This is a genomic window from Streptomyces sp. NPDC007901, assembly GCF_042959465.1.
In the GTDB taxonomy this organism is placed as follows: domain Bacteria; phylum Actinomycetota; class Actinomycetes; order Streptomycetales; family Streptomycetaceae; genus Streptomyces.
The window spans coordinates 1-23,230 of the sequence record NZ_JBIBKW010000014.1; the positions used below are offsets into that span (position 1 = coordinate 1).

The 23,230-nt window shown below is 72.0% G+C and carries 19 protein-coding genes; 6 read left to right on the forward strand and 13 right to left on the reverse strand.

The window, feature by feature from the left end:
- Nucleotides 1–233, forward strand: a 233-nt coding sequence (locus tag ACFZDK_RS36390; protein ID WP_390978744.1) for a hypothetical protein, incomplete at its 5' end; no start/stop codon positions are given.
- A gap of 203 nt (nucleotides 234–436) precedes the next feature.
- Here the strand turns inward: ACFZDK_RS36390 and ACFZDK_RS36395 are convergent.
- Nucleotides 437–1,444, reverse strand: a complete 1,008-nt coding sequence (locus ACFZDK_RS36395; RefSeq protein WP_390978746.1) for a stage II sporulation protein M — start codon at nucleotides 1,442–1,444, stop codon at nucleotides 437–439.
- 130 nt (nucleotides 1,445–1,574) lie between these two features.
- Here ACFZDK_RS36395 and ACFZDK_RS36400 point away from each other — a divergent pair, with 130 nt between their 5' ends.
- Nucleotides 1,575–2,636: an RDD family protein gene (locus ACFZDK_RS36400; RefSeq protein WP_390978748.1), complete on the forward strand. Its 1,062-nt coding sequence runs from the start codon at nucleotides 1,575–1,577 to the stop codon at nucleotides 2,634–2,636.
- A gap of 88 nt (nucleotides 2,637–2,724) precedes the next feature.
- Here the strand turns inward: ACFZDK_RS36400 and ACFZDK_RS36405 are convergent, their stop codons facing one another.
- From ACFZDK_RS36405 to ACFZDK_RS36445, 9 genes are all read right to left on the reverse strand, one after another.
- Entirely contained in the window at nucleotides 2,725–3,342 is a 618-nt protein-coding gene (locus tag ACFZDK_RS36405) for a hypothetical protein (RefSeq protein ID WP_390978750.1), read from the reverse strand.
- Between the two features lie 204 nt (nucleotides 3,343–3,546).
- Complete coding sequence (gene ahcY / locus ACFZDK_RS36410) at nucleotides 3,547–5,004, reverse strand: adenosylhomocysteinase (RefSeq protein ID WP_390978752.1); 1,458 nt, start codon at nucleotides 5,002–5,004, stop codon at nucleotides 3,547–3,549.
- Nucleotides 5,005–5,321: 317 nt separating this feature from the next.
- Nucleotides 5,322–6,302 (reverse strand): cation diffusion facilitator family transporter, encoded by a 981-nt coding sequence (locus ACFZDK_RS36415; protein ID WP_390978754.1) that lies wholly within the window; start codon nucleotides 6,300–6,302, stop codon nucleotides 5,322–5,324.
- A 191-nt stretch (nucleotides 6,303–6,493) separates the two neighbouring features.
- Nucleotides 6,494–7,645 (reverse strand): mannose-6-phosphate isomerase, class I, encoded by a 1,152-nt coding sequence (gene manA, locus ACFZDK_RS36420; RefSeq protein ID WP_390978756.1) that lies wholly within the window; start codon nucleotides 7,643–7,645, stop codon nucleotides 6,494–6,496.
- A 171-nt stretch (nucleotides 7,646–7,816) separates the two neighbouring features.
- Nucleotides 7,817–8,944: an SIS domain-containing protein gene (locus tag ACFZDK_RS36425; RefSeq protein ID WP_390978758.1), complete on the reverse strand. Its 1,128-nt coding sequence runs from the start codon at nucleotides 8,942–8,944 to the stop codon at nucleotides 7,817–7,819.
- A 70-nt stretch (nucleotides 8,945–9,014) separates the two neighbouring features.
- A complete protein-coding gene (locus ACFZDK_RS36430; protein ID WP_015659983.1) occupies nucleotides 9,015–9,185 on the reverse strand; it encodes a Trm112 family protein in 171 nt (56 codons plus the stop codon).
- 115 nt (nucleotides 9,186–9,300) lie between these two features.
- Nucleotides 9,301–10,665 (reverse strand): phosphomannomutase/phosphoglucomutase, encoded by a 1,365-nt coding sequence (locus ACFZDK_RS36435; protein WP_390978761.1) that lies wholly within the window; start codon nucleotides 10,663–10,665, stop codon nucleotides 9,301–9,303.
- Between the two features lie 515 nt (nucleotides 10,666–11,180).
- On the reverse strand, nucleotides 11,181–12,797 hold the full coding sequence (locus tag ACFZDK_RS36440) for a lactate permease LctP family transporter (RefSeq protein ID WP_390979146.1): 1,617 nt from the start codon (nucleotides 12,795–12,797) through the stop codon (nucleotides 11,181–11,183).
- Nucleotides 12,798–12,981: 184 nt separating this feature from the next.
- Complete coding sequence (locus ACFZDK_RS36445; RefSeq protein WP_390979148.1) at nucleotides 12,982–13,404, reverse strand: DUF3499 family protein; 423 nt, start codon at nucleotides 13,402–13,404, stop codon at nucleotides 12,982–12,984.
- Nucleotides 13,405–13,682: 278 nt separating this feature from the next.
- Here ACFZDK_RS36445 and ACFZDK_RS36450 point away from each other — a divergent pair, with 278 nt between their 5' ends.
- Nucleotides 13,683–14,135, forward strand: coding sequence for a metallopeptidase family protein (locus ACFZDK_RS36450; protein ID WP_355717486.1), 453 nt, complete (start codon nucleotides 13,683–13,685; stop codon nucleotides 14,133–14,135).
- A 22-nt stretch (nucleotides 14,136–14,157) separates the two neighbouring features.
- On the opposite strand, the gene ACFZDK_RS36455 is transcribed toward ACFZDK_RS36450, so the two are convergent.
- The 3 genes from ACFZDK_RS36455 to ACFZDK_RS36465 form a co-directional block, all read right to left on the reverse strand.
- Nucleotides 14,158–15,648, reverse strand: coding sequence for a DUF5719 family protein (locus ACFZDK_RS36455; RefSeq protein WP_390978763.1), 1,491 nt, complete (start codon nucleotides 15,646–15,648; stop codon nucleotides 14,158–14,160).
- Nucleotides 15,645–19,295, reverse strand: coding sequence for a glycosyltransferase (locus ACFZDK_RS36460; RefSeq protein WP_390978765.1), 3,651 nt, complete (start codon nucleotides 19,293–19,295; stop codon nucleotides 15,645–15,647). The genes ACFZDK_RS36455 and ACFZDK_RS36460 overlap by 4 nt, the downstream gene beginning before the upstream one ends.
- Nucleotides 19,296–19,523: 228 nt before the next feature.
- The gene (locus ACFZDK_RS36465) at nucleotides 19,524–19,787 is read right to left on the reverse strand and encodes a WhiB family transcriptional regulator (protein ID WP_003975777.1); all 264 of its coding nucleotides are present in this window, start codon (nucleotides 19,785–19,787) and stop codon (nucleotides 19,524–19,526) included.
- A 617-nt stretch (nucleotides 19,788–20,404) separates the two neighbouring features.
- Between ACFZDK_RS36465 and ACFZDK_RS36470 the strand changes: the two genes are divergently transcribed.
- From ACFZDK_RS36470 to ACFZDK_RS36480, 3 genes are read left to right on the forward strand one after another with little or no spacing between them, the layout of a single operon-like run.
- The gene (locus tag ACFZDK_RS36470) at nucleotides 20,405–20,902 is read left to right on the forward strand and encodes a cupin domain-containing protein (protein WP_390978767.1); all 498 of its coding nucleotides are present in this window, start codon (nucleotides 20,405–20,407) and stop codon (nucleotides 20,900–20,902) included.
- 33 nt (nucleotides 20,903–20,935) lie between these two features.
- Nucleotides 20,936–21,895, forward strand: coding sequence for a 2-phospho-L-lactate transferase (cofD, locus tag ACFZDK_RS36475; protein WP_390978769.1), 960 nt, complete (start codon nucleotides 20,936–20,938; stop codon nucleotides 21,893–21,895).
- Nucleotides 21,892–23,226: a coenzyme F420-0:L-glutamate ligase gene (locus tag ACFZDK_RS36480; RefSeq protein WP_390978771.1), complete on the forward strand. Its 1,335-nt coding sequence runs from the start codon at nucleotides 21,892–21,894 to the stop codon at nucleotides 23,224–23,226. The genes cofD and ACFZDK_RS36480 overlap by 4 nt, the downstream gene beginning before the upstream one ends.
- Nucleotides 23,227–23,230 lie beyond the last annotated feature (4 nt).

The window sequence follows — 23,230 nt, forward strand, 5'->3', positions numbered from 1 at the left end:
TGACTTTTGGCACGCTGTTGAGTTCTCAAGGAACGGTCGCTTCCTTTGTACTCACCCTCTCGGGCTTTCCTCCGGGCTTCCCTTCGGTGTTCCAACCTTACCAGATCCGTTTTCCGTTCCGTTTCCGGTCGGAATTCATTTCCGGTGGCCGTTGGAGGGCCTTTGCCTTTTCGGTTGCCTTCCGGCTCCCTTTCGGCGAGTCCGACTTTATCAGAAGTCCTTGGCCGTTCTGACCGGCCACTCATTTCTGAGTAAATCGGAAGTGGCTTCGATGTTCGGAGAGAAGTCTCCGTTATGAAGCAGATCGATTCTAACGATCAGCCCCGAACCTGTCCAGTTCTAGGCAACTGTTTGAATCTACCTCCCCACCCGGCCCGTGTCAACGGGTCTTCCGGGGCGAAGAGGAGACTAGCAGCTCACGGGGGGTCTCCGCACATCAGGCGGCCGTTGGGACGAACGCACTGCGCTCGGTCTCCTCCAGGTCGCCCGTCTCGCCGGCACGCGCGGCCCGACCGCCGAGGACGAAGACGTACGCCAGGAAGGCCAGCTCGGCTGCCACCCCGATGCCTATGCGGGCCCAGGTGGGCAGGCCGGACGGGGTGACGAAGCCTTCGATGGCACCGGAGACGAACAGGACCAGGGCCAGGCCGATCGCCATGCCCACGGCCGCGCGCCCCTCCTCCGCCAGGGCCGTACGGCGACTGCGCGGGCCCGGGTCTATCAGGGTCCAGCCGAGACGGAGTCCGGTGCCGGCGGCCACGTAGACCGCGGTGAGTTCGAGCAGCCCGTGCGGGAGGACCAGGCCCAGGAAGGTGTCGAGACGGCCGGCCGAGGACATCAGGCCGAAGCCGACGCCCAGGTTGAGCATGTTCTCGAAGAGGATCCAGAGGACCGGGAGGCCGAGGAAGACGCCCAGGACCAGGCACATCGCTGCGGCCCTGGCGTTGTTCGTCCACACCTGGGCCGCGAAGGAAGCCGCGGGGTGGCTCGAGTAGTAGGTCTCGTACTCGCCGCCGGGACGGGTCAGCTCGCGGAGCTGGCTGGGGGCCGCGATGGTCGCCTGCACGTCCGGATGCGTGCCTATCCACCAGCCCAGGAGGATCGCGATCGCGGTCGAGAGGAGCGCGGTGGGGACCCACCAGTGACGGGAGCGGTAGACGGCGGCCGGGAATCCCTGCCCGAGGAACCGGGCGACATCGCGCCAGGAGGCACGGCGGGTGCCGGTCACCGCACTGCGCGCGCGTGCCACGAGCTGGCTGAGGCGTCCGACGAGCTGGGGATCGGGAGCGCTGGACTGGATCAGGGAGAGATGGGTGGCGGTGCGCTGGTAGAGGGCGACGAGCTCGTCGGCTTCGGTTCCGTTGAGGCGCCGCTGCCGGCGCAGGAGCGCGTCGAGGCGGTCCCACTCGACTCGGTGTGCGGAGACGAAGACGTCGAGGTCCATCGGGTCTGCCTGCTCCTCGGCTGGTCGTCGACTGTCTGTCTTAGCTGTCAGCTTGTCGTACTGCGGCGCGATGCGCCCTCAGCTTGGCAGACTTGCTCCGTACAGGGCAGACCAGGGGAAGGCGGCGGGCGTGAGTGAGCTGGTGACGGGCGAGGCGGTGGCGCTCGAACTGCGTCCCGCGAAAGTGCCCAGCAGGGCGCTGGCGGTGCTGCTCGACCTGATCGTGGCCATGATCGTGTACATCGGGGTGACGATCGGACTGGTGGCGGCGACCGCTTCCCTCGATGAGGCCGCGCAGATCGCGCTGTCGATCGCCACCTTCCTGTTGCTGCTGGTGGGCGCGCCGATCGCGGTGGAGACACTGAGCCACGGGCGCTCGCTCGGGAAGATGGCCTGCGGACTGCGCGTCGTACGCGACGACGGCGGGCCCATCCGCTTCCGGCACGCGCTGGTGCGTGGTGCCCTCGGCGTGGTCGAGATTCTGATGACCTTCGGGGTCGTCGCCTGCATCTCCTCGCTGGTCTCGGCGCGTGGGCGGCGGTTGGGCGACGTGTTCGCCGGGACGCTGGTCGTGCGGGAGCGGGTGCCCGTCGGGCAGGCCCGTTTCATTCCGCCGCCTCCGCCCTGGCTGTCCGGGCGATTCGCCGAGCTGGACCTGTCGGCGGTTCCGGACGGGCTGTGGCTGGCCGTGCGGCAGTACCTGACGCGGATGCAGCAGCTTGATCCGCAGGTCTCCTGGGCGATGGCTGAGCAGCTCGCGACCGATCTCGCGAACCGGACGGGGACGCCGGCTCCGCAGGGCATCCCGCCGGCCGCGTATCTGGCGGCGGTGGCGCAGGAGCGGCAGGCCCGTGAGGCCCGGCGGGCCTTCGCCGAGCATGCCGCCTCTTCTGTCCCCGGGGCACCTGGCACGTTCGCTCCACCGGCGCCGGGTGCTCCTCACGGGTACGGCCCCTCGGCGCCCGGGGCTCCCTATGGATACGGGCAGGGCTACGCTCCCCCGGTGCCCCACCAGGGCTACGTCCCTCCGGTGCCGCAGGCTCCCGCGCCTCCCGCCCCGTACCAGCCGGTGCCGCCGGTGCCGACCGTGATGTATCCGCCGCCGGTGGAGCAGGCCCCGGCCCCGGCGCCCGTCCCTCCTCCGGCGCCGACGGCCGAGCGGCCGTCCACCGGTTTCGTGCCGCCGGCGTAAGCACGACCCGGCACATCCAACGCATCCAACACGTCCGACACGTCCACCACGTCCAAACCGTCCGGCGTACCCGGCGCGTCCGGCGTGGTCAGTCGTTGAAGACGGACGGTGGCGACTGCAGGTCCTCCAGCTCGATCCCGGGCGCTGCCAGGACCACGTCGCCGGCGAGGTGCACGATGTGCTGTTCGCCGGTGTCCAGGGCTGTGACCTGGTACTCGTCCACGGTCAGGGGGCCGTTGTCAGTGGCGTGTGTTTCTCTTTCCAGCAAGGCCCAGGACTGGTCCACGGTGCGTGGGGCGAGGACCGGGGCCGTGAAGGCCACGAGGCGTACGCGGGTCGCGGCGGCGGAAGGGGTGAGGCGCAGGAGGCGGGCGGTGGCGATCAGGAACGCGGGGGACGTGCCGGTGAAGGCGTGGGCGCGCACATTGCCTTCGGTGGCTTGAGTGCCGGTGGGGTCCGTGCGGACCCAGGTGACGCCGTCGAGTGCGGCGCCGCGCACCTGCCAGCTCCCGGCGTGGAGTTCGAGGCGGATGGGGCGGCCGAGTTCGTCGAGGGCGAGATCGACGGAGCCGCCGTGGTCACCGGAGGGGGTGGTCACTTGGGAGACATAACGCCAGCCGGAGGGGCCGGGGGCGCACTGGAAGTGTTCTTCGCCGAGGGGGGTGTGATCGTGCGGATCGTGGAGCGAATAGCGGCCGCGGGGCATGGGGGTCCTGGGGCTTGACGGGGGAAGGGTCCGGCGCCCGGTCCGGTCGTACGGCCAGGTGGGTGGTCGGCGGACCAAAGGGACAGGCCCCCGGCACGGGGGTGCGGGGGCCTGTCCCGGTGGACCGGAGGACCTGCCTCCGGGGAGCGCGTCCGGTGCACGGGCGCGTTCCCCGGAGGTCGGGGCTCGGACTCGGTACCGGACTCAGTAGCGGTAGTGGTCCGACTTGTACGGACCCTCGACCTTCACGCCGATGTACGAGGCCTGCTCGGGGCGGAGCGTCGTGAGCTTCACGCCGAGCGAGTCCAGGTGCAGGCGGGCGACCTTCTCGTCGAGGTGCTTGGGCAGCGTGTAGACGCCGACCGGGTACTCGTCGGGCTTGGTGAACAGCTCGATCTGGGCCAGCGTCTGGTCCGCGAAGGAGTTGGACATCACGAACGACGGGTGGCCGGTGGCGTTGCCCAGGTTCAGCAGGCGGCCCTCGGAGAGGACGATGAGCACCTTGCCGTCGGGGAAGGTCCAGGTGTGGACCTGCGGCTTGACCTCGTCCTTGACGATGCCGGGGACCTTGGCGAGGCCGGCCATGTCGATCTCGTTGTCGAAGTGGCCGATGTTGCCGACGATGGCCTGGTGCTTCATCTTGGCCATGTCCGAGGCCATGATGATGTCCTTGTTGCCGGTCGTGGTGACGAAGATGTCGGCCTTGTCGATGACCTCGTCGAGGGTCGTGACCTGGTAGCCGTCCATCGCGGCCTGGAGGGCGCAGATCGGGTCGATCTCGGTGATGATCACCCGGGCGCCCTGTCCGCGCAGGGACTCCGCGCAGCCCTTGCCCACGTCGCCGTAGCCGCAGACGACGGCGGTCTTGCCGCCGATCAGGACGTCGGTGGCGCGGTTGATGCCGTCGATCAGGGAGTGGCGGCAGCCGTACTTGTTGTCGAACTTCGACTTGGTGACGGCGTCGTTGACGTTGATCGCCGGGAAGAGGAGGACGCCGTCGCGCTGCATCTCGTACAGGCGGTGGACGCCGGTCGTGGTCTCCTCGGTGACGCCGCGGATCTCGGAGGCCAGCTGGGTCCACTTCTGCGAGCCGTCCGTGATGGTGCGGTGCAGGAGTTCGAGGATGACGCGGTGCTCGTCGGACTCGGCGGTGTCGACGGACGGGACCTTGCCGTCCTTCTCGTACTCGACGCCCTTGTGGACGAGGAGGGTGGCGTCACCGCCGTCGTCGAGGATCATGTTGGGGCCGCCGGTGGGGCTGTCCGGCCAGGTCAGCGCCTGCTCGGTGCACCACCAGTACTCCTCCAGGGTCTCGCCCTTCCAGGCGAAGACCGGGACGCCCTGCGGGTTGTCGGGCGTGCCGTTGGGGCCGACGGCGATGGCGGCGGCCGCGTGGTCCTGGGTGGAGAAGATGTTGCAGGACGCCCAGCGGACCTGCGCGCCCAGGGCGACCAGGGTCTCGATCAGGACGGCGGTCTGCACGGTCATGTGCAGGGAGCCGGTGACGCGGGCGCCGGCCAGCGGCTGCGCGGTGGCGTACTCCTTGCGGATCGACATCAGGCCGGGCATCTCGTGCTCGGCGAGGGTGATCTCCTTGCGGCCGAAGTCGGCCAGGGAGAGGTCGGCGACCTTGAAGTCCTGTCGGTTGTCGACAGTCGTCATTGCGAACTGCTCCTCGGGGTTGGGACGAGGGTGGGTGCGGCTGGTCTGCGCGGCGGCGGACACAGGGGTGCCCGAGAAGAGGACACAGGCATGCCCACGTGCGCGCAGCGCAGTCCGTCGGAGGCCCTCTCTCCCTCGGCCGGTCCGTGTGGGACCGCCCGACCGCCATCAGCAGCGACGTCTGGCTCCGTCCCAAGCTACACCGGAGGAGCGGGCCGCCCCCAGTCCGCCTCCGAACAGTTCACGCCGTTCGAGGGGTGGGGGCGCGGTGTGAAGGGGGATGAGGTTGGGGGTCGGCCCGTGCTGCCGGCCAGGGATCAGTGGCCGGCCGGATGCGGGGTGGGGCCGCCCGGGGTGGCCTTCGGGTCGGGGCCCTTGGCGGCCTCGGCCTCGCTGTAGATGTCGGGTTCGAGGTAGATCACGCGGGCGATGGGGACGGCCTCGCGGATACGGGCCTCGGCGGCGTTGATGGCGTTCGCGACCTCGGCGGCCGTGTCGTCGTGCTGGACGGCGATCTTGGCGGCGATCAGGAGTTCCTCGGGGCCGAGGTGGAGGGTGCGCATGTGGATGATGCCGGTGACCGTGTCGCCGTCGACGATCGCGGCCTCGATCTTCTTGACCTCCTCGACGCCGGCGGCCTCGCCGAGGAGGAGGGACTTGGTCTCGGCGGCGAGGACCAGGGCGATCAGGACGAGCAGGACGCCGATGCAGACCGTGCCGATGCCGTCCCAGACGCCGTCGTCGGTGAGCAGGGCGAGGCCGACGCCGAAGAGGGCGAGGACGAGACCGATGAGCGCGCCGAAGTCCTCGAGGAGGACGACGGGCAGCTCGGGGGCCTTGGCGCGGCGGATGAACTGGGACCAGGACAGCTTGCCCCGCAGCTCGTTGGACTCCTTGATGGCCGTGCGGAAGGAGAAGCCCTCGGCGATTATCGCGAAGACGAGGACGCCCACCGGCCAGTACCAGTGCTCCACCTCGTGCGGGTGGCTGATCTTCTCGTAGCCCTCGTAGATGGCGAACATGCCGCCGACCGAGAAGAGGACGATCGAGACGAGGAAGGCGTAGATGTACCGCTCGCGGCCGTAGCCGAAGGGGTGTTGCGGGGTCGCCTCGCGCTGGGCCTTCTTGCCGCCGATGAGCAGCAGGAACTGGTTGCCGGAGTCGGCGAGCGAGTGGACGCCCTCGGCGAGCATCGACGAGGAGCCGCTGAACGCGAACGCCACGAACTTCGATACCGCGATCGCGAGGTTGGCGCCGAGTGCCGCCACGATCGCCCTGGTGCCGCCTGACGCGCTCATATGTTCGCGTTGTCCCTTCTCACCGTTCTCGCCGTCGTCCGTCTACGCCGTCCGGGCGGGTGCCCGCCCGGACGCGGGCTCTTTGCCCGTGCTTTGCCGATGGGTCATTCTTGCAGCCCTGTCCGGGAGCGGCCCGTCAGGTGTCCACAACCCCGGTACGACCATCACACCCATCCGGCAACGCGGTTCCCTCAGACGATCACCGTGGCACGGAAGACCGTGCCCGCGCCCGACACCTCGGCCTTCTCGCCCGCGGGAACGAACACCGACTGCCCGGGGGCGAGGTCGTACTCGCCCGTGCGGACCGTACCGGCCGTGCAGAGCAGGATCTGCGGGGTGGGCAGGGTCAGGTCGTGGGCGGTGGTGCCCTCGGGCAGGACGTACCGGGAGAGCCGGAACTCGTCGATCGGCGTCTCGTAGACCTCCTCGCCGTCCGGGGCCGCCTCGGGGCACAGCACGCCCGGGTCGCCCGCCTCGAAGCGGACGACGCGCAGGAGTTCGGGGACGTCGACGTGCTTGGGGGTCAGGCCGCAGCGCAGGACGTTGTCGGAGTTGGCCATGATCTCGACGCCGAGGCCGTCGAGGTAGGCGTGCGGGATGCCGGCGCCGAGGAAGAGTGCCTCGCCGGGCTGCAGCCGGACGTAGTTCAGGAGCATCGCGGCGATCACACCGGGGTCGCCCGGGTAGTGGTGGGCGATGTCGGCGTACGGCAGGTAGTCGCCGCCGAGGCGGGTGCAGGCGGCCGTCGACTCGGCGACCGTGTGGGCCATCTCCTCGCGGTCGGCGGTGAGGATCGCGGTGAGGACCTCGCGCAGGGCCGCTTCCTCGGGGTGGGCACGCAGCAGGTCGACGTACGGCTTGAGGGAGTCGACGCCGAGGCCGTCGAGGAGTTCGGCCGCCTGCTCCGGGGCGCGGAAGCCGCACAGTCCGTCGAACTCGGTGAGCGCGCAGATCAGTTCGGGCTTGTGGTTGGCGTCCTTGTAGTTGCGGTGCGGGGCGTCCACCGGGATGCCGCGCCGCTCCTCGTCCTCGTAACCCTCCCTGGCCTGCTCCAGGTTGGGGTGCACCTGGAGGGAGAGCGGGGCGCCGGCGGCGAGGATCTTGAGCAGGAAGGGCAGGCGCGGGCCGAACTTGGCCACGGCCGCCTCGCCCAGCTCGACCTTCGGGTTCGCGTCGATGATGTCGACGAGCGTGCCGCGCTCGGTGCGCGAGGGGGCGCCCGGGTGCGCGCCCATCCACATCTCCGCCTGCGGCTCGCCGCTCGGCTCGACCCCGAGCAGCTTCGGGATGGCGGTCGGGGAACCCCAGGCGTAGGGGCGGATGGTGTTGTCGAGGCGGTCCATGACTTCTCTCTGCGCTCTGCCGGTTCTGTCTGCGTAAGGCGCGGTACGGCGGCGAGTCACGCCGTGCAGCGGTGCGCGGCGATCGTGTTCACCTTGTGTTCCGCCACCGGTCCGCCCCGGTACGGCCCTCAGGCCGTCCTTCGTACGGCGGTCCCGGTGTCGGTGTCCACCTCAGGCCCTGGAAGCGAGCGTGAGGTAAACGGCGGCGAAATCCGTGACGGCGATCAGTTCCGCCAAGGTCTCCAGCTCGTCCCCCGCCTCGGGCTCCAGCTCGCTGATCGGGGTGTCGTGGCTGAGCGCGAGGTCGCGGGCGGCGGGCGCCGCTGTGAGGCCGCCGATGGGTCGGTCGCGGAGCAGCACCACGCACGCGTGCAGCGCGGGCGCCTCCTCCACGCGATCACGGAAGAAGTCGTCGGGGTCGGCGCTGGCGGCGAGCGGGCCGGCGAGCAGGGCGTGGTGCGCCGCCAGAGCCTCGGGGAGTTCGGCTACCAGGGCGGGGCGGCCGGCCAGTTCGGCGAGGGCGGCGGCGAAGCGGCGGCCGGCGGGGCCTGCCGAGCCGCCCTCCGTCCAGACCACCGGGAGCGCGTCCGCGAGTTCCGCGGCGAGGGTCTTGGCGGGGTTGCTGTAGGTCACGATGGCCGGGCCGCAGCGCTCGGCGATGAGGTCGAGGCGGTCGGCGACCTTCTCCAGGGCCTCCGGCGGGGCGGTGAGCAGGCCGATGCGGTCGAGGAGCGTGAGCAGCGGGGTGAGCAGCGCCCACAGGACGCCCGAGGAGGAGCCGGCGAGGGGTTCGCCGTGGTCGTACGGTGCTGTCGCCATCGGCATGAACAGGCCGTGGGCGCCCGCCACCGCCTCGGCGAGCGGGGTGCCGGCGGGGGCGACGGCGGCGACCGAGCAGCCGCGCCGGTAGGCCTGGTCGGCGAGGAGGGAGAGGCTGGGCTCGGTGCCGTCCGGGGTGGCGATCAGGAGCAGGTCGACGGAGCCGGCCCAGCCCGGGAGCTCCCAGCGCAGGGCACCGGCGGCCGGGGCGACGCCGGTGGGGGCCAGGCGGGTGACGGGGCTGCCGGGGCCGGCCAGCGTGCCGAGCAGGTCGGCGGCGTGGGTGGCGGCGACTCCGGGGCCCGCGATCAGGACGGCGCGCGGACGGCCGTCCGGCTTCAGCTCCTGGACACCGGCCTCGGTGGCCTGCCGGGCGGCCGTACGGACGCGGGCGCCGGCCTCGGCCGCACCGCGAAGCAGACCTCGGCGGTCGGCCTCGGCGAGGCCCTCCGGGGCGTCGAGCAGCGAATCGTCGAGCATGGGAGCGGCCTCCGGTTGCCGAGGTCCTTGTCCTGGTGTGGTGCGGTTGTGGGACTTGCTGCTGTGCTGCTTACGCCGGGCGGCGGGCCTCGTCGACGAGGAGGACGGGGATGCCGTCACGGACGGGGTACGCCAGGCCGCAGTCCTGACCGGTGCAGATCAGCTCGGCCTCCTGCTCCTTGAGGGGGGCGTGGCAGGCCGGGCAGGCGAGGATCTCCAGGAGGCCGGCTTCGAGCGGCATGGGGTTTCCCTTCGGGGGCGGGATGTTCGCGTGCGGTCAGGTTACCGCCGGTGGGGTGGGTTGGGCTGGCCACGGGTGACCGGTGGCCCTCCGCCGGAGTGACCGCCCAGGGGGCTCAGCCCCTGATGATCGCCAGCACCTCGTCCCGCACCTTCGTCATCGTCGCCTCGTCGCGCCCCTCCGCGTTCAGGCGGAGCAGCGGTTCGGTGTTGGACGGGCGGACGTTGAACCACCAGTCGGCGGCGGTGACGGTGAGGCCGTCGAGGTCGTCCAGGGTGAGGTCGTCGCGGTCTCCGTAGACCGCGCGGATCTCCGCGAGGCTGGCCCGCTGGTCGGCGACCGTGGAGTTGATCTCGCCGGAGCCGGTGTAGCGGTCGTACTGGGCGACGAGGGACGACAGGGGTGCCGTCTGGCCGCCGAGGGCCGCGAGGACGTGCAGGGCGGCCAGCATGCCCGTGTCGGCGTTCCAGAAGTCCTTGAAGTAGTAGTGGGCCGAGTGCTCGCCGCCGAAGATCGCGCCGGACCTCGCCATCTCGGCCTTGATGAAGGAGTGGCCGACCCGGGTGCGGACCGGGGTGCCGCCGTTCTCCCGGACCACCTCGGGGACGGTCCAGGACGTGATCAGGTTGTGGATGACGGTGCCCTTGCCGCCGTTCTTCGCCAGTTCGCGGGCGGCGACGAGGGCGGTGATCGCCGACGGGGAGACCGGCTCGCCGCGCTCGTCCACGACGAAGCAGCGGTCCGCGTCGCCGTCGAAGGCCAGGCCGAGGTCGGCGGACTCCTCGCGGACGCGCTGCTGGAGGTCGACGATGTTGGCGGGGTCGAGCGGGTTGGCCTCGTGGTTCGGGAAGGTGCCGTCCAGCTCGAAGTACATCGGGACCAGGGTCAGGGGCAGGCCCTCGAAGACCGTCGGGACCGTGTGGCCGCCCATGCCGTTGCCCGCGTCGACCACGACCTTCAGGGGGCGGATGGAGGCGAGGTCCACGAGTGCGCGCAGATAGGCCGCGTAGTCCGTCAACGTGTCGCGGGTGGTGATCGTTCCCGGGGTGGCGGCCGGCTCGGGGGCGCCCTCCTCCGACCAGCGTTCCGCCAGCTCCCGGATCTCCGCCAGGCCGGTGTCCTGGCCCACCGGCGCGGCGCCCGCGCGGCACATCTTGATGCCGTTGTACTGCGCCGGGTTGTGCGAGGCCGTGAACATCGCGCCGGGCAGGCCGAAGGCGCCCGAGGCGTAGTACAACTGGTCGGTCGAGCACAGGCCGATCTCGGTGACGTCGACGCCACGCGCCGCCGCACCGCGCGCGAAGGCGCGGGTCAGGCCGGGCGAGGAGGGCCGCATGTCATGGCCGACGACGATCGCGGCGGCGCCGGTCACCTGGACGAACGCGGCGCCGAACAACTCGGCGAGCCCCTCGTCCCACTGGTCCGGGACCACCCCGCGCACGTCGTACGCCTTCACGATCTGCGACAGATCAGCAGCCACGGGCCAACCCTCCTGAATTCCTATCGGTCGCCCCAAACTACCTGGCCCGGGTAACGGCCGGACGCGGCATCCCCTGGCGGACTCACGACGGACTTCCCCACGACACCCCGCCGTGATCTGCGACGATCCAACACCGGTCCAACTCGGTCGGATGCCTGCCTTACTCGGTCTGGCGCCCACTCGGTTCGGTCCGACGTGGTCCAACGCGGTCGACGCGGTCCGAGGCAAACCGACGACTCAGCCCGACACACTCCGGCGCTACCCGACACACTCCGGACCGCCCAGAGGCGCCGGGACGCGCACCGCCGCGATCAGACGCGATCGCACACGATCAGCCAGAACCGGCGACGCAGCCCGACGCGCTCCGGCGCTGCCCGACGCGCCCAGGGCGCCCCGAGCCGCTCCGAGGCGCCCAGACGCACACCGCCGCGATCGGACACGATCGGCCAGAACCGGCCACGACTGACCACGACCGGCCCTCCCGGGGCCCGCCCTGCGCCCCTCTCCCCCCGCCCTCACGGCAGCATCCACCCCAGTACCGGCGAGCTCTGTCCCACCACGATCAGGCACATCACCAGCAGGAGCCCGAGGCTCCACGGCAGCACCTTGCGCAGCAGGTCGCCCTCGCGGCCCGCCAGGCCGACCGCGGCGCAGGCGATCGTGAGGTTCTGTGGGGAGATCATCTTGCCGAGGACGCCGCCGGAGCTGTTGGCGGCCGCGAGGAGTTCCGGTGAGAGGCCCGACTCGTGCGCGGCGCTCACCTGGAGGGCTCCGAAGAGCGCGTTGGCCGAGGTGTCGGAGCCGGAGACGGCGACGCCGAACCAGCCGAGGACCGGGGAGAGGAAGGCCAGACCCGCGCCGGCCGCCGCCACGAAGTGGCCGATGGTGGCCGCCTGTCCGGAGAGGTTCATGACGTAGGCGAGCGCGAGGACGGACGTCACGGTGAGGATCGCGAACCTCAACTCCCGTACCGTCGCCGCCCACTCCGCGACCGCCACGCGCGCGTGCACCCGCAGCACGGCCGCCGTGGCCACGCCGGCGAACAGGACCAGCGTGCCGCCCGTGGAGACGACCGGCCAGGTGAAGAGGTTTCCGCCGACCGGTTCGCCCTTCGGGTTGACGACGTCCAGGAAGGGCCAGTCGTAGACCTGGGTGGCCCGCGCCAGCCAGTCCTTGACGGCCGGGATCTGGGCGACGGAGAAGATCACGACGATGAGGGCGTACGGGGCGTAGGCGCGCAGGACTTCGGGGCGCCGGTCGGGTTCGTCGAGGTCCGCGCTGCGGGCGCCGGTGAGCACGGCCGCGCGGACCTCCTCCGTCGCGGGCACGCGCGCGTGCGGTACGGCGAGCAGGGCGGCCGTGCCGGCCAGGGCGGCGCAGATGTCGGCGAGTTGGGCGGAGAGGTAGTTGGAGGCGGCGAACTGGGCGGCGGCGAAGGCGATTCCGCACGCCAGGGCGGGAACCCACGTGTCACGCAGCCCGCGCGCGCCGTCGACCAGGCCGACCAGCACCAGCGGCACCACCAGGGCGAGCAGCGGCGTCTGGCGGCCCACCACCGAGGCGACCGAGTCGAGGGGCAGCCCGGTGACCTGGGCGAGCGTCACCACCGGGGTGCCCATCGCGCCGAAGGCGACCGGGGCCGTGTTGGCGACCAGGGAGACCACCGCCGCGCGGACCGGGTCGAAGCCGAGGGCGACGAGCATCACCGAGCAGATCGCGACCGGGGCGCCGAATCCGGCCAGTGCTTCCAGGAGGGCGCCGAAGCAGAAGGCGATCACCAGGGCCTGGACGCGCGGGTCGTCGGAGAGTCGCCCGAACGAGCGACGCAGGACGTCGAAGTGCCGGGTGCGGACCGTCATCCGGTACACCCACAGGGCGTTGACCACGATCCACAGGATCGGGAACAGGCCGAACGCGGCGCCCTGGGCGGCGCTGGAGAGCGTCTGGCCCAGGGGCATGCGGTAGGCGAGCATCGCGACGAGTACGGCCGCGAGAAGGCCGCACAGGCCCGCCAGGTGGGCTTTCGCGCGGACACCGCCGAGCAGGACCAGGACGATCAGCAGCGGCAGGGCGGCGACGAGGGCGGACAGACCGAGCGAGCCGGCGACGGGTTCCAGTTCCTGGACGTACACGGGCGCCTCCCCGGATTCCGGCATGCGGAAAGCGATTTCCCGCCGACGGTTACCCGGAATGGTCGTGTCCGCGACAAGCGCACGTCAATGGGCGTGCATCACTGAACGGAACGCCGGCAGAGGGCGACCGCAGGAGAAGGAACGATTCGCCGCCCGAAAGTCGGCAGCTGTCGCGAGGGGGACGTCAGTCGTCCGGCGACCGCAGCACCCGCAGATGGCCGCGTCGCGCGACCTCCATCGGGTCCGCGCCGCGTCCGCCGCCCGCCTGGGCCGCGCGCTCCTGCGGGCGGGCCGCCTCGCGCACCGCGTTCGCGAGCGCCTCCAGGTCGTCCCCGCTCGGCCGCGCGGGCGCGGAGCCGTCGAGGAGCCGGACGACCTCCCAGCCGCGCGGGGCGGTGAGGCGCTCGGAGTGCTCGGCGCACAGGTCGTAGCAGTGGGGTTCGGCGTAGGTGGCGAGCGGGCCGAGGACCGCGGTCGAGTCGGCGTAGACGTACGTCAGCGTCGCGACGGCGGGGCGGCCGCAGGCGGTTCGCGAACAGCGACGTACAGGGCTCACGACGTTGGACGGTACCGCACTCTTGAGCGGGCCGCGACGACTCTCCCCCAGGTCACTCCACCGTGTCGTGTTGTGAGACGCCCCACACACCCCTCCGGACACGCCTCGCTGACCTGCGTGGACGGTGCCGTTCGGGATCTCGGGCGGCACCGCATCCGGTCATGAGTCAGCACAAACACCGTCAATTGCCTTGAGTTCGTCGGTCTCGTAGGGATACGGAAACGAGCCCAACCTTGGCTGGAATGGTCATCCTGTGACATGTCGCCTGGGGTGGTGTTGGTGCGCGGAGCGGCACGGCGGGAGCCCGCGAGGACTACGCTTCACCAGTGATGGAGAACCGTGTACCGCCCCGTGCCGCCGACCCCGGGCCTCGTCGACGCGATCGCCACGGTCGGGGGATGCGCGGGCCGATCGCGCCTCCTCAGGTGCCGCTGGCCGCGAGCCGCGCCGATGTGTTCGCGGACCTGGTGCAGGACTCCGTGGAGCGGCTGGAGCGGCGCTGGCCGCAGCTCGCCGACATCGATTTCCTCGTCCTCGAAGTGCCCCGGCTCCAGGACCGGCACGGGGAGAGCTGGAGCGACGAGGCGGTGCCGCTGGGCGGCATCATTCCCGCGCGCGAGGGACGGCGGGCGCGGGTGGTCGTCTACCGGCGGCCGGTCGAGATCCGCACCAAGGGACGCGACGAGCGGGCCGCGCTGGTGCACGAGGTCGTGGTGGAGCAGGTCGCCGAGCTGCTCGGACTCACCCCGGAGACGGTGGATCCCCGGTACGGCGAGGACTGACCCCCCGGCGCCCCGCCCACCGTCACTTCTGCAGCACCGACACGTCCTGGTCCGCCTCCGGTACGGCCACCGTGCCGCGGTCGTCCGGAAGGGTCTGGATCGTGAAGCCCGGGATGCCGTCCTCGGTGGCCGCCAGGGTGCGCGCGCCGTAGACCGGGGCGCCGGAGAGCGGTTCCACGGTCAGGGCGTAGGTGCCCTTGAGGCCGGACGGGACCGGGGCGTCGATGTCCTGGGTGGTGCCGGACTTGATCGTGAACGTCTTGGACACCGCCGTGCCGCCCTCGCTGCCCGCCGACGCCGTGACCTTGACCTGCGCGGTGCCGGTGGGGGCGGTCAGGGAGAGGGTGGTGCCCTTGCCGCTGTTGTCGGCGGACGTCGCGCGCGTGCCGATCGGCGCGGTCGCCGGGATGTACGCGGTCTCCTGCTTGCCGGGCTTGCCGCGGGTGACGCGCAGGGCGGCCACCACCGGGACGGACTGGTCGGTGGGCGTGAGGATCAGCGAGCCCGCCTCGCCGCGCGTGACGTCACCGAGGTCGGCCGCGGTGGTCATGCCCGACTTCACGTGCAGCGTCTCGTTGCCGGCCGGGGTGATGGTGCCGTCCGGGGAGGCGAGGCGCACCTTCAGGTCCGCGTCGTTGTCGCCGGGGGTGAAGGCGATCAGCCGGACGTCCGTGGCGTCCTTGGGGATGCCGGGCAGCACCAGACTGCCCGCCGGGTCGGCGGAGGCGGCCAGCCAGTCGCCGCCGGTCTTGTCGTCCAGGGCCTGCACGCTCGCCCCGACCCGGCCGCTGCGCACGTTCACGTGCACGGTCAGGTCGGTCTGCCGCGCGTCGGAGAGCGTGGACAGCAGGACCGGCTCGCTGGCGTGCGGCTGGACCGTGATGCCCTCCCCCACCGTGGACTTGAGCTGGCCGTCCTTGCCGTACAGCTCGATGTCGACGACGGCGGCGCTGTCGTCCGGGTTGGTGAGGTGCACGTAGTCGGTGCGGCTCGCGGCGGTGCTGGCGCCGGGGAACCAGAAGTCGGTGTCGGCCGGCGTGCAGTTGACCCCCTGGAGGCCGCGTCCGGTGCCCGCGGCGACCTCGGTGGTCTCCTGGACGGTCCAGCCGGACGCGTACTTGCCCTCGGCGGTGCCGACGTAGGCGGGCCCGTCGGCACCGGAGGTGTCACCGGTGACCGGGGTGCCGGGCGCCTTCGGGGTGAGGACCGGCTTGGCCGCCTTCTTCTTGCCGCCGCCCGTCCCGTCCGCCGACTGCTCGGTGGCGGCCTGCAGCGCGGCCTTGCCGTCGCTCGTGGCGCCCTTGGTGACGGGCGTGAACGACGTGTACGAGGTGTCGGCTATGTCGGACAGGCTGGGCGCCGGGCACAGCAGCGTGGTGCGCTCCACGGGCAGCTGGGCGGCCGCCTCGGCGGTGTGCGCGGGGGGCGCGGCCGGCTGGTCGAGCGCGGCGAACCCGGTGACCGCCGCGAGAGCGGCCGTACCGGCGAACAGGGACAGGGTGGTGCGGTTCACTGCTGCTGGCTCCCGTCGTGGTGCTCGCCGCCGGTGCCGTGGTGCTGCTGGGCGGCCGGGTCATAGGCGGGGTCGTAGCCCTGCTGGTACGTCGGGTCGTACGCCGGCTGCCCCTGCTGCCCGCCGGAGGCGTACGGGTCGTACTGGCCGGTCTGGTAGGGGTCGTACGTCTGCTGGTCGTAGCCGCCCGCCTGGTACTGGCCGGCGCTCGCGTCCTGGTACTGGTCGGCGTAGCCGGTGTTGTAGCCGTCGGCCGCCGGGTAGGACGCCGGATTCCATTCGTCGTACGACTGCTGGTGCGGGACCGCGACCGGGGGCTGCTCCTCCTCGGGCGCCGGGACGTCGGTGCCGTCGTCCGCAGCCGTCTCCTCCTCGGCCTCCGCCTGGGCGCGCAGGCGGCGGGCGCGGCGGCCCTCGCCCTCGACGGCCTGGGCGGGGATCGGCTGCTCCTCGGGGAGGTCGTCGTCGACGTCGCGGCGGCGGCCGGGCAGGGCGAGCACGACCAGGACGACGGCGAGCGCGCCCTGCGCCCACAGCCAGGCGGTGTGGGCGACCGGGGTGTCATAGGTGACGTCGAGCTTCCCGCCGGAGGAGGGGAGTTCGAAGCCCTGGGCCCAGCCGTCCACGGTGGTGCGGGTGAGCGGCTTGCCGTCCAGGGTGGCGGTCCAGCCGGACGCGGCCGAGTCGGCCACGCGCAGGATCCTGCCGTCGGCGCCGGACGGGACGGTGGTGTGGATGTCGACGGGTCCCGCGGCGACGGAGACCGGCGTGCCCGAGCCGTTGGCGGAGACGATGGTCGCGCGGGAGACCTGCTGGTCGACGCGCCACAGGGCGCCGCCGTCCTGCTGGCTGAGCCGGCTCAGGCCGGGCGTGGCGTCCAGCACGCGCGTGACGTCACGGGGTGCGCCCTTGTGGACGAGGACGTAGCGCACCGCGAACCCGCCGAGCTGGTCGGCCTGGTCGGCGCCGGAGCCGGCGACCAGGTTGGCGACGACCTTGTCGAGCTGGGCGTTCTCGCCGTCGGCCGCGGCGGCCTCGGCGTCTCCCATGCGGGCGCCGGAGCCGCGCACCAGCATGTAGTTCACGTGCGCGGTGCTGTCGCTGTCGAGGACGAGGGTGCGGACCTGGTCGGTGGTGCCGCTGTCCTCGGCGACGAACGCGGGCACCTGGGTGGGGTCCCGGCGCTCGACCGGGCCGTCGGCGCCCGCGATCATCCAGCCGGCGGCGAGCAGCAGCGGGCCCGCGGCGGAGGCGAAGGCGATCAGGGCGGCGACCGGCTGGCGCCAGCCGAAGCTCTGCTCGGCGACCCGCGCGCGTGCCCCGTCGGCGCCGAGCGCGGCGGCGGACAAAATCGCGATGCCGTAGACGAGGGTCGCGGGGCCCGCCCAGGTGGAGCTGTTGGAGAGCACCGCGAAGACCAGGCCGATCAGGGCGACCGCCCAGGCGGTGCGGACCGCCGACTGGCGCTCGGAGCGCAGCAGGGCGGCCAGCGCGGCCAGGACGACGCCGATCAGCATCAGCCCGTCCACCGTGCCGGGGCCGCCCGGGCTGGCGCCGAGCAGGTCCAGGGCGGAGGCGGCCGAGGCGCCGTACTCCAGCCCCGCCTCCTTGAAGAAGCCGGACGGCAGCAGGGTCAGCGACCAGGGCGCGAGGACCAGCAGGGGGGTGCCGAGCTGGACCAGCAGCCGCAGGCCGGAGGCGACCAGGTCGGTACGGCGGACGGCCAGCACGGCGATGCCGAGGACCAGGGCGATCGGCCAGACGATCGGCGTGAACGCGGTGGTGATGGTCAGCAGCAGCGCGTACGCCCAGGTGGCGCGCCAACTGCCGCGCGCTCCGGAGGAGTTCGCGAGGCCGCCGGCCGCGACGCCCGCGCGGGCGATCAGCGGCAGCAGGATGGCCAGGACCGCGGTGCCGATGCGGCCGCCGGCGAGGGCGCCGGTGACGGCGGGCAGGAAGGCGTAGGCGATGGCCGCCCAGGCGCGCAGCAGGCGCGAGGTGACCAGCGGCCGGGAGGCGAAGTAGGCGGTGAACCCGGCGAGCGGCACCGAGCAGACCAGCAGCACGGTCACGGCGAGCCCGGTCGAGCCGAACAGCAGGGAGGCGAACGAGGCGACGATCGCGAGATACGGCGGGGCGGACGGGGTGCCGCCGGCGCCGACCGAGTGCCAGGCGTCCAGGTAGCGCGACCACAGCTCGCCGGAGGTGCCCGGGGCGGGCAGCAGGGCGCCGCCCGCGAGCGCGCCGGTGCCGAGCAGGGCGCGGCAGGCGACCAGCGAGAACAGCAGCAGCACCAGGAAGAGCACCGGGCCCGGTTTGCGGGCGACGCGCTTGAGGCGGGCGAACTGCTCGATCTCCAGGAAGTCGGCGTCGTCGCCGCCGGGGCCGGACTCGACCGCGCCGCCGTGCCGGCCGGCCGCGGAGATCTCGTCGTCGCCGCCGAAGAAGTTGCCGGCGACCTGTTCGACGGTGGCCCGGACGGTGGCGCCGGGCGGCGGGAACAGCGGGCGCAGCTCGCCCTTGTCGAGCTGGGAGGGGCCGCGCCTGCGCCGTCCGGCGATGATCCGCTCGGGCCGCAGCAGGGTGCCGAGCAGACCGCGGATCTCGTCGAGGGCCTGTCCGGGGACCTTGCCGACGAGGTAGGCGACCGTGCGCAGCAGGGTGCCGAGGACCAGCCGCAGCATGATCCAGGGCAGTGCGGCGGTCCGGGCGTTGACCAGGAGCGTGTAGACCGCGCCGGCCTTGTCGACCTTGTGCGGGGAGGCGGTGGTGCGGCCGGCGCAGTCGACGGCGCGGCGCTCGCGGGAGGCCGCCTCGGCGTGCCGTACGAGCGCCTCGGGGGCGACCAGGACGCGGTGGCCGGCGTTGTGCGCGCGCCAGCACAGGTCGACGTCGTCGCGCATCAGGGGCAGCCTGCGGTCGAAGCCGCCGAGTTCCTCGAAGACGTCGCGGCGGACCAGCATGCCGGCGGTGGAGACGGACAGCACGGGCCGCACGTGGTCGTGCTGGCCCTGGTCCTGCTCGCGGCGGTCCAGGCCGGTCCAGCGGCGGCCGGAGTTGGCGATGGTGACGCCGACCTCGAGGAGCTGCCTGCGGTCGTACCAGCCGCGCAGCTTGGGGCCGACGACCGCCACGTCGTCGCGGCCCAGCTCCATCTCGTTGTCCACGACCCGCAGCAGCTGGGCCAGGGCGTCGGGTTCCGGGGCACAGTCGTCGTGCAGCAGCCAGAGCCACTGGACGGGCTCGCCGTAGGGCAGTTCGGGCATGTCGTACGCCTCGTCCCGCCACTGGCGCGTCACGGGGTCCCAGCCGCTGGGCCGCTTCAGGTACGGCAGCTCGTCCGGGGTGAGGACGGGCGCGGTGCGGCTGACCTCCTCGACGGCCTGGCCGAAGCCGGTGCGGCGGGCGAGGTGCAGCACGTTGCCGTCGCCGAGGGACTCGGTGAGCAGCCGCGCGGAGTCGTCCGCGCTGCCGGTGTCGGCCGCCACCGCGTACTGCACGGGGCGCTCCTGGCCGAGCAGCCCGGCGAGCGCGTCGGGCAGCCAGCGGGCGCCGTCGTGGGAGACGAGGACCGCGGTCACCACATGACGCGGAAACTCTGGTGTGGCAGCGGTGTCGTGGGCTGCCGTGTGGCTGTGCACGGACATCGAGGTACGGGCCCCGGTTCGATGGACTGCGGTGGACTCCTGCGCCCGCTGGTGGCGGCGAGGCGTCTCGGACGAGCGACCACACTATCGGCTGGGCATGTCGACGGCCCGCCGCCTGTGGATAACCCACCGGCGACGGGCCGTTCGCGCAGATCAGATGTGTGTGTTGTGTGGACGCCCGCCCAGGACGGCCCTCTCTCGGACGCCGGCCTCTCAGACGGCGGCCTCTCAGACCGCGGCCTTCTTGAGCCGGCGGCGCTCCCGCTCGGACAGTCCGCCCCAGATACCGAACCGCTCGTCGTTGGCGAGGGCGTACTCGAGGCACTCGGAGCGCACCTCGCAGGCGAGGCAGACCTTCTTGGCCTCTCTGGTGGAGCCGCCCTTCTCGGGGAAGAAGGACTCGGGGTCGGTCTGGGCGCACAGCGCGCGCTCCTGCCAGCCGAGTTCCTCGTCCGCGTCGTCGACCAGCAGTTGCTGCACCAGCTCGGTCATGTGCGCCCCTCGTCTGTCTTTCGCGTCCCCGTGCCTGGCCGTTACCGATTTCGGCTGAACGACACGAGTGAAATTACAAGTGTGCTGCTCCGGGCGAGTCAAGCCGAGATCTGCTATTGGGCCCGTTATTCACTCTGCGGAACCAAGGCCGTGCGGAAAGTGTTCAAATCGGCATAAACCTTGACATGCAGACGAGACCCATGAGGGCCCCCGACCCCATACAGAGGTTGTACGAAGAAGGACGCCCAGATGTTCGATCGCGTTCCGAAGTGGCTCGCGCGCCCGGTTGTGCGCCATGTGTCCCGGGTGCTTGATGAACAAACCTTTCGGCAGAGAGATGAACCGGATGAGGTGAAACATGTCCCACATACCGGGCGTCGTGTTGACACGGGAGGTGTGAACCGATGTCCTTGTGGGCATGCTCGCGAACTTGGCGCTCACCTCGACCCGCACCGCCGGGTCCCACGGTGCTGCCCGCGCTCGCTGTAGCTGTTGCTGTTCCAGCTGTTGAGCCGTAGCCACACCCTGGCCGCTCCAGCTGCAGACCGAGTCCCCCGGACTCGGTTTTCGCATTTCGTTCCCCTCTGACCTTCTTCACTGAGGAACCACGCACCCCCATGAACAGCGACAACGACCTCCAGATCGCCGGCGACATCCTCGAAGTCCCGCACCTGCTGCAGCCCCCGCGCGAGCACCCGGTGACCGTGGCCGAGTTCGTCGGCCTCGCCCGGGCGATCGCCGCGGACCGCGCGCAGTGGGAGCACCTCGTCGAGTACGACGCGACGAGCCGCTGGTACCACCGGCTGCGCACCGGTCCCGGTTACGAGATCTGGCTGCTTTCCTGGGTGCCCGGACAGGGCAGCGGACTCCACGACCACGGCCGCTCCTCCGGCGTGCTGACCGTCCTGGAGGGCACCCTGACCGAGCGCACCGAGCGGGGCACGCGCGCGTTGGGCGCCGGCGCGCAGCGGGTGTTCGCGCCGGGGTATGTGCACGAGGTGGTGAACGACGCGCTGGAGCCGGCGGTGAGCCTGCACGTCTACTACCCGGGCCTGACCGAGATGCCGATGCACACCACGCAGAGCTGCTGCGAGGCGCGTTCCGTGACTGCGTGACGCGTTGTCGGACCCGCCTGCAAGACTTGGCGCATGCGCATTGTGGTTCTGGCAGGCGGTATCGGCGGTGCCCGGTTCCTGCGCGGTCTGAAGCAGGCCGTGCCGGACGCCGACGTGACCGTCATCGGCAACACCGGGGACGACATCCACCTCTTCGGGCTGAAGGTCTGCCCGGACCTCGACACGGTGATGTACACGCTCGGTGGCGGCATCAACGAGGAGCAGGGCTGGGGGCGGGCCGAGGAGACCTTCCACCTCAAGGAGGAGCTCGCCGCCTACGGGGTGGGCCCGGACTGGTTCGGGCTCGGCGACCGGGACTTCGCGACGCACATCGTGCGCACCCAGATGCTGGGCGCCGGATACCCGCTGAGCGCGGTGACCGAGGCGCTGTGCGACCGCTGGAAGCCGGGCGTCAGGCTGATCCCGATGACCGACGACCGGGTCGAGACCCATGTGGCCGTCGAGGTCGACGGCGAGCGCAAGGCCGTGCACTTCCAGGAGTACTGGGTACGGCTGCGGGCGTCCGTGCCCGCCCACGCGGTCGTGCCGGTCGGCGCCGAGCAGTCCAAGCCGGCGCCCGGCGTGCTGGAGGCCCTCGCCGCGGCGGACGTGATCCTCTTCCCGCCGTCCAACCCGGTGGTCTCCGTCGGCACGATCCTCGCGGTGCCCGGCATCCGGGAGGCGATCGCGGGCGCCGGGGTGCCGGTGGTGGGCCTCTCCCCCATCGTCGGGGACGCGCCGGTGCGCGGGATGGCCGACAAGGTGCTCGCGGCGGTCGGCGTGGAGTCGACGGCCGCGGCGGTCGCCGAGCACTACGGCTCCGGGCTGCTGGACGGCTGGCTCGTCGACACCGTGGACGCGGACAGCGTGGCGCGGATCGAGACGGCCGGCATCCGCTGCCGGGCCGTACCGCTGATGATGACCGACCTGGACGCGGCCGCGCAGATGGCGCGGGAGGCGCTGGCGCTGGCCGAGGAGGTGCGCGGGGTATGACCGACGTGACGACCGGGGCGACCGACGCGGTGCCCGGGTACCGGGTGTGGGCACTGCCCGGGATCCCCGAGGTCCAGCAGGGCGACGACCTGGCGAAGCTGATCGCCGCCGCCGAGCCGGGGCTGGCCGACGGGGACGTGGTGATCGTCACGTCCAAGATCGTTTCCAAGGCCGAGGGGCGGATCGTCGAGGCGACCGACCGGGAAGCCGCCATCGACGCGGAGACCGTGCGGGTGGTGGCCCGGCGCGGGACGTTGCGGATCGTGGAGAACCGGCAGGGTCTGGTCATGGCGGCGGCCGGGGTGGACGCCTCCAACACCCCCTCCGGGACCGTGCTGTTGCTGCCGGAGGACCCCGACGCGTCCGCGCGGGCGATCCGCGCGGGGCTGCGGGACGCCCTCGGCGTCAACGTCGGGGTCGTCGTCACCGACACCTTCGGGCGACCCTGGCGCTCGGGGCTCACGGACGTCACCATCGGCGCCGCCGGAGTGCAGGTGCTGGACGATCTGCGCGGGGGCGTGGACGCGTACGGCAATCCGCTGGTCGCGACGGTCGTCGCCACGGCCGACGAACTGGCCGCCGCCGGTGACCTGGTCAAGGGCAAGGCCACGGGGATGCCGGTGGCCGTGGTGCGCGGGCTCGGGCACGTCGTGGCCGAGGAGGGGGACCCGGGCGGGAGTGCGCGCGCGCTGGTCCGGGACACGGGCAGCGACATGTTCCGGCTCGGCACGTCCGAGGCGGTCCGGGAAGCGGTGACGCTACGGCGCACCGTGCGGGCGTTCACCGACGATCCCGTCGACCCCGGGGCGGTACGGCGGGCGGTCGCCGCGGCCGTGACCGCGCCGGCGCCGCATCACACGACGCCGTGGCGGTTCGTGCTGCTGGAGTCGGAGGAGGCGCGCGTCCGGTTGCTGGACGCGATGCGGGACGCGTGGATCGCCGACCTGAGGAAGGACGGCAAGTCGGAGGAGTCCATCGCCAAGCGGGTACGGCGGGGGGACGTGCTGCGCAACGCGCCGTATCTGGTCGTGCCCTGTCTGGTGATGGACGGGTCCCACACGTACGGGGATCCCCGGCGGGACGCCGCCGAGCGGGAGATGTTCGTGGTCGCGGCGGGGGCCGGGGTGCAGAACCTGCTGGTGGCGCTGGCCGGGGAGCAGCTGGGGTCGGCGTGGGTGTCGTCGACGATGTTCTGCCGGGAGGTGGTCCGGGAGGTGCTGGGGCTGCCTCAGGGGTGGGATCCGATGGGGGCGGTTGCGGTGGGGAAGGCTGCGGAGGCTCCGCGGGAGAGGGCGGTGCGGGAGGTCGGGGACTTCATCGAGGTGCGGTGAGTTG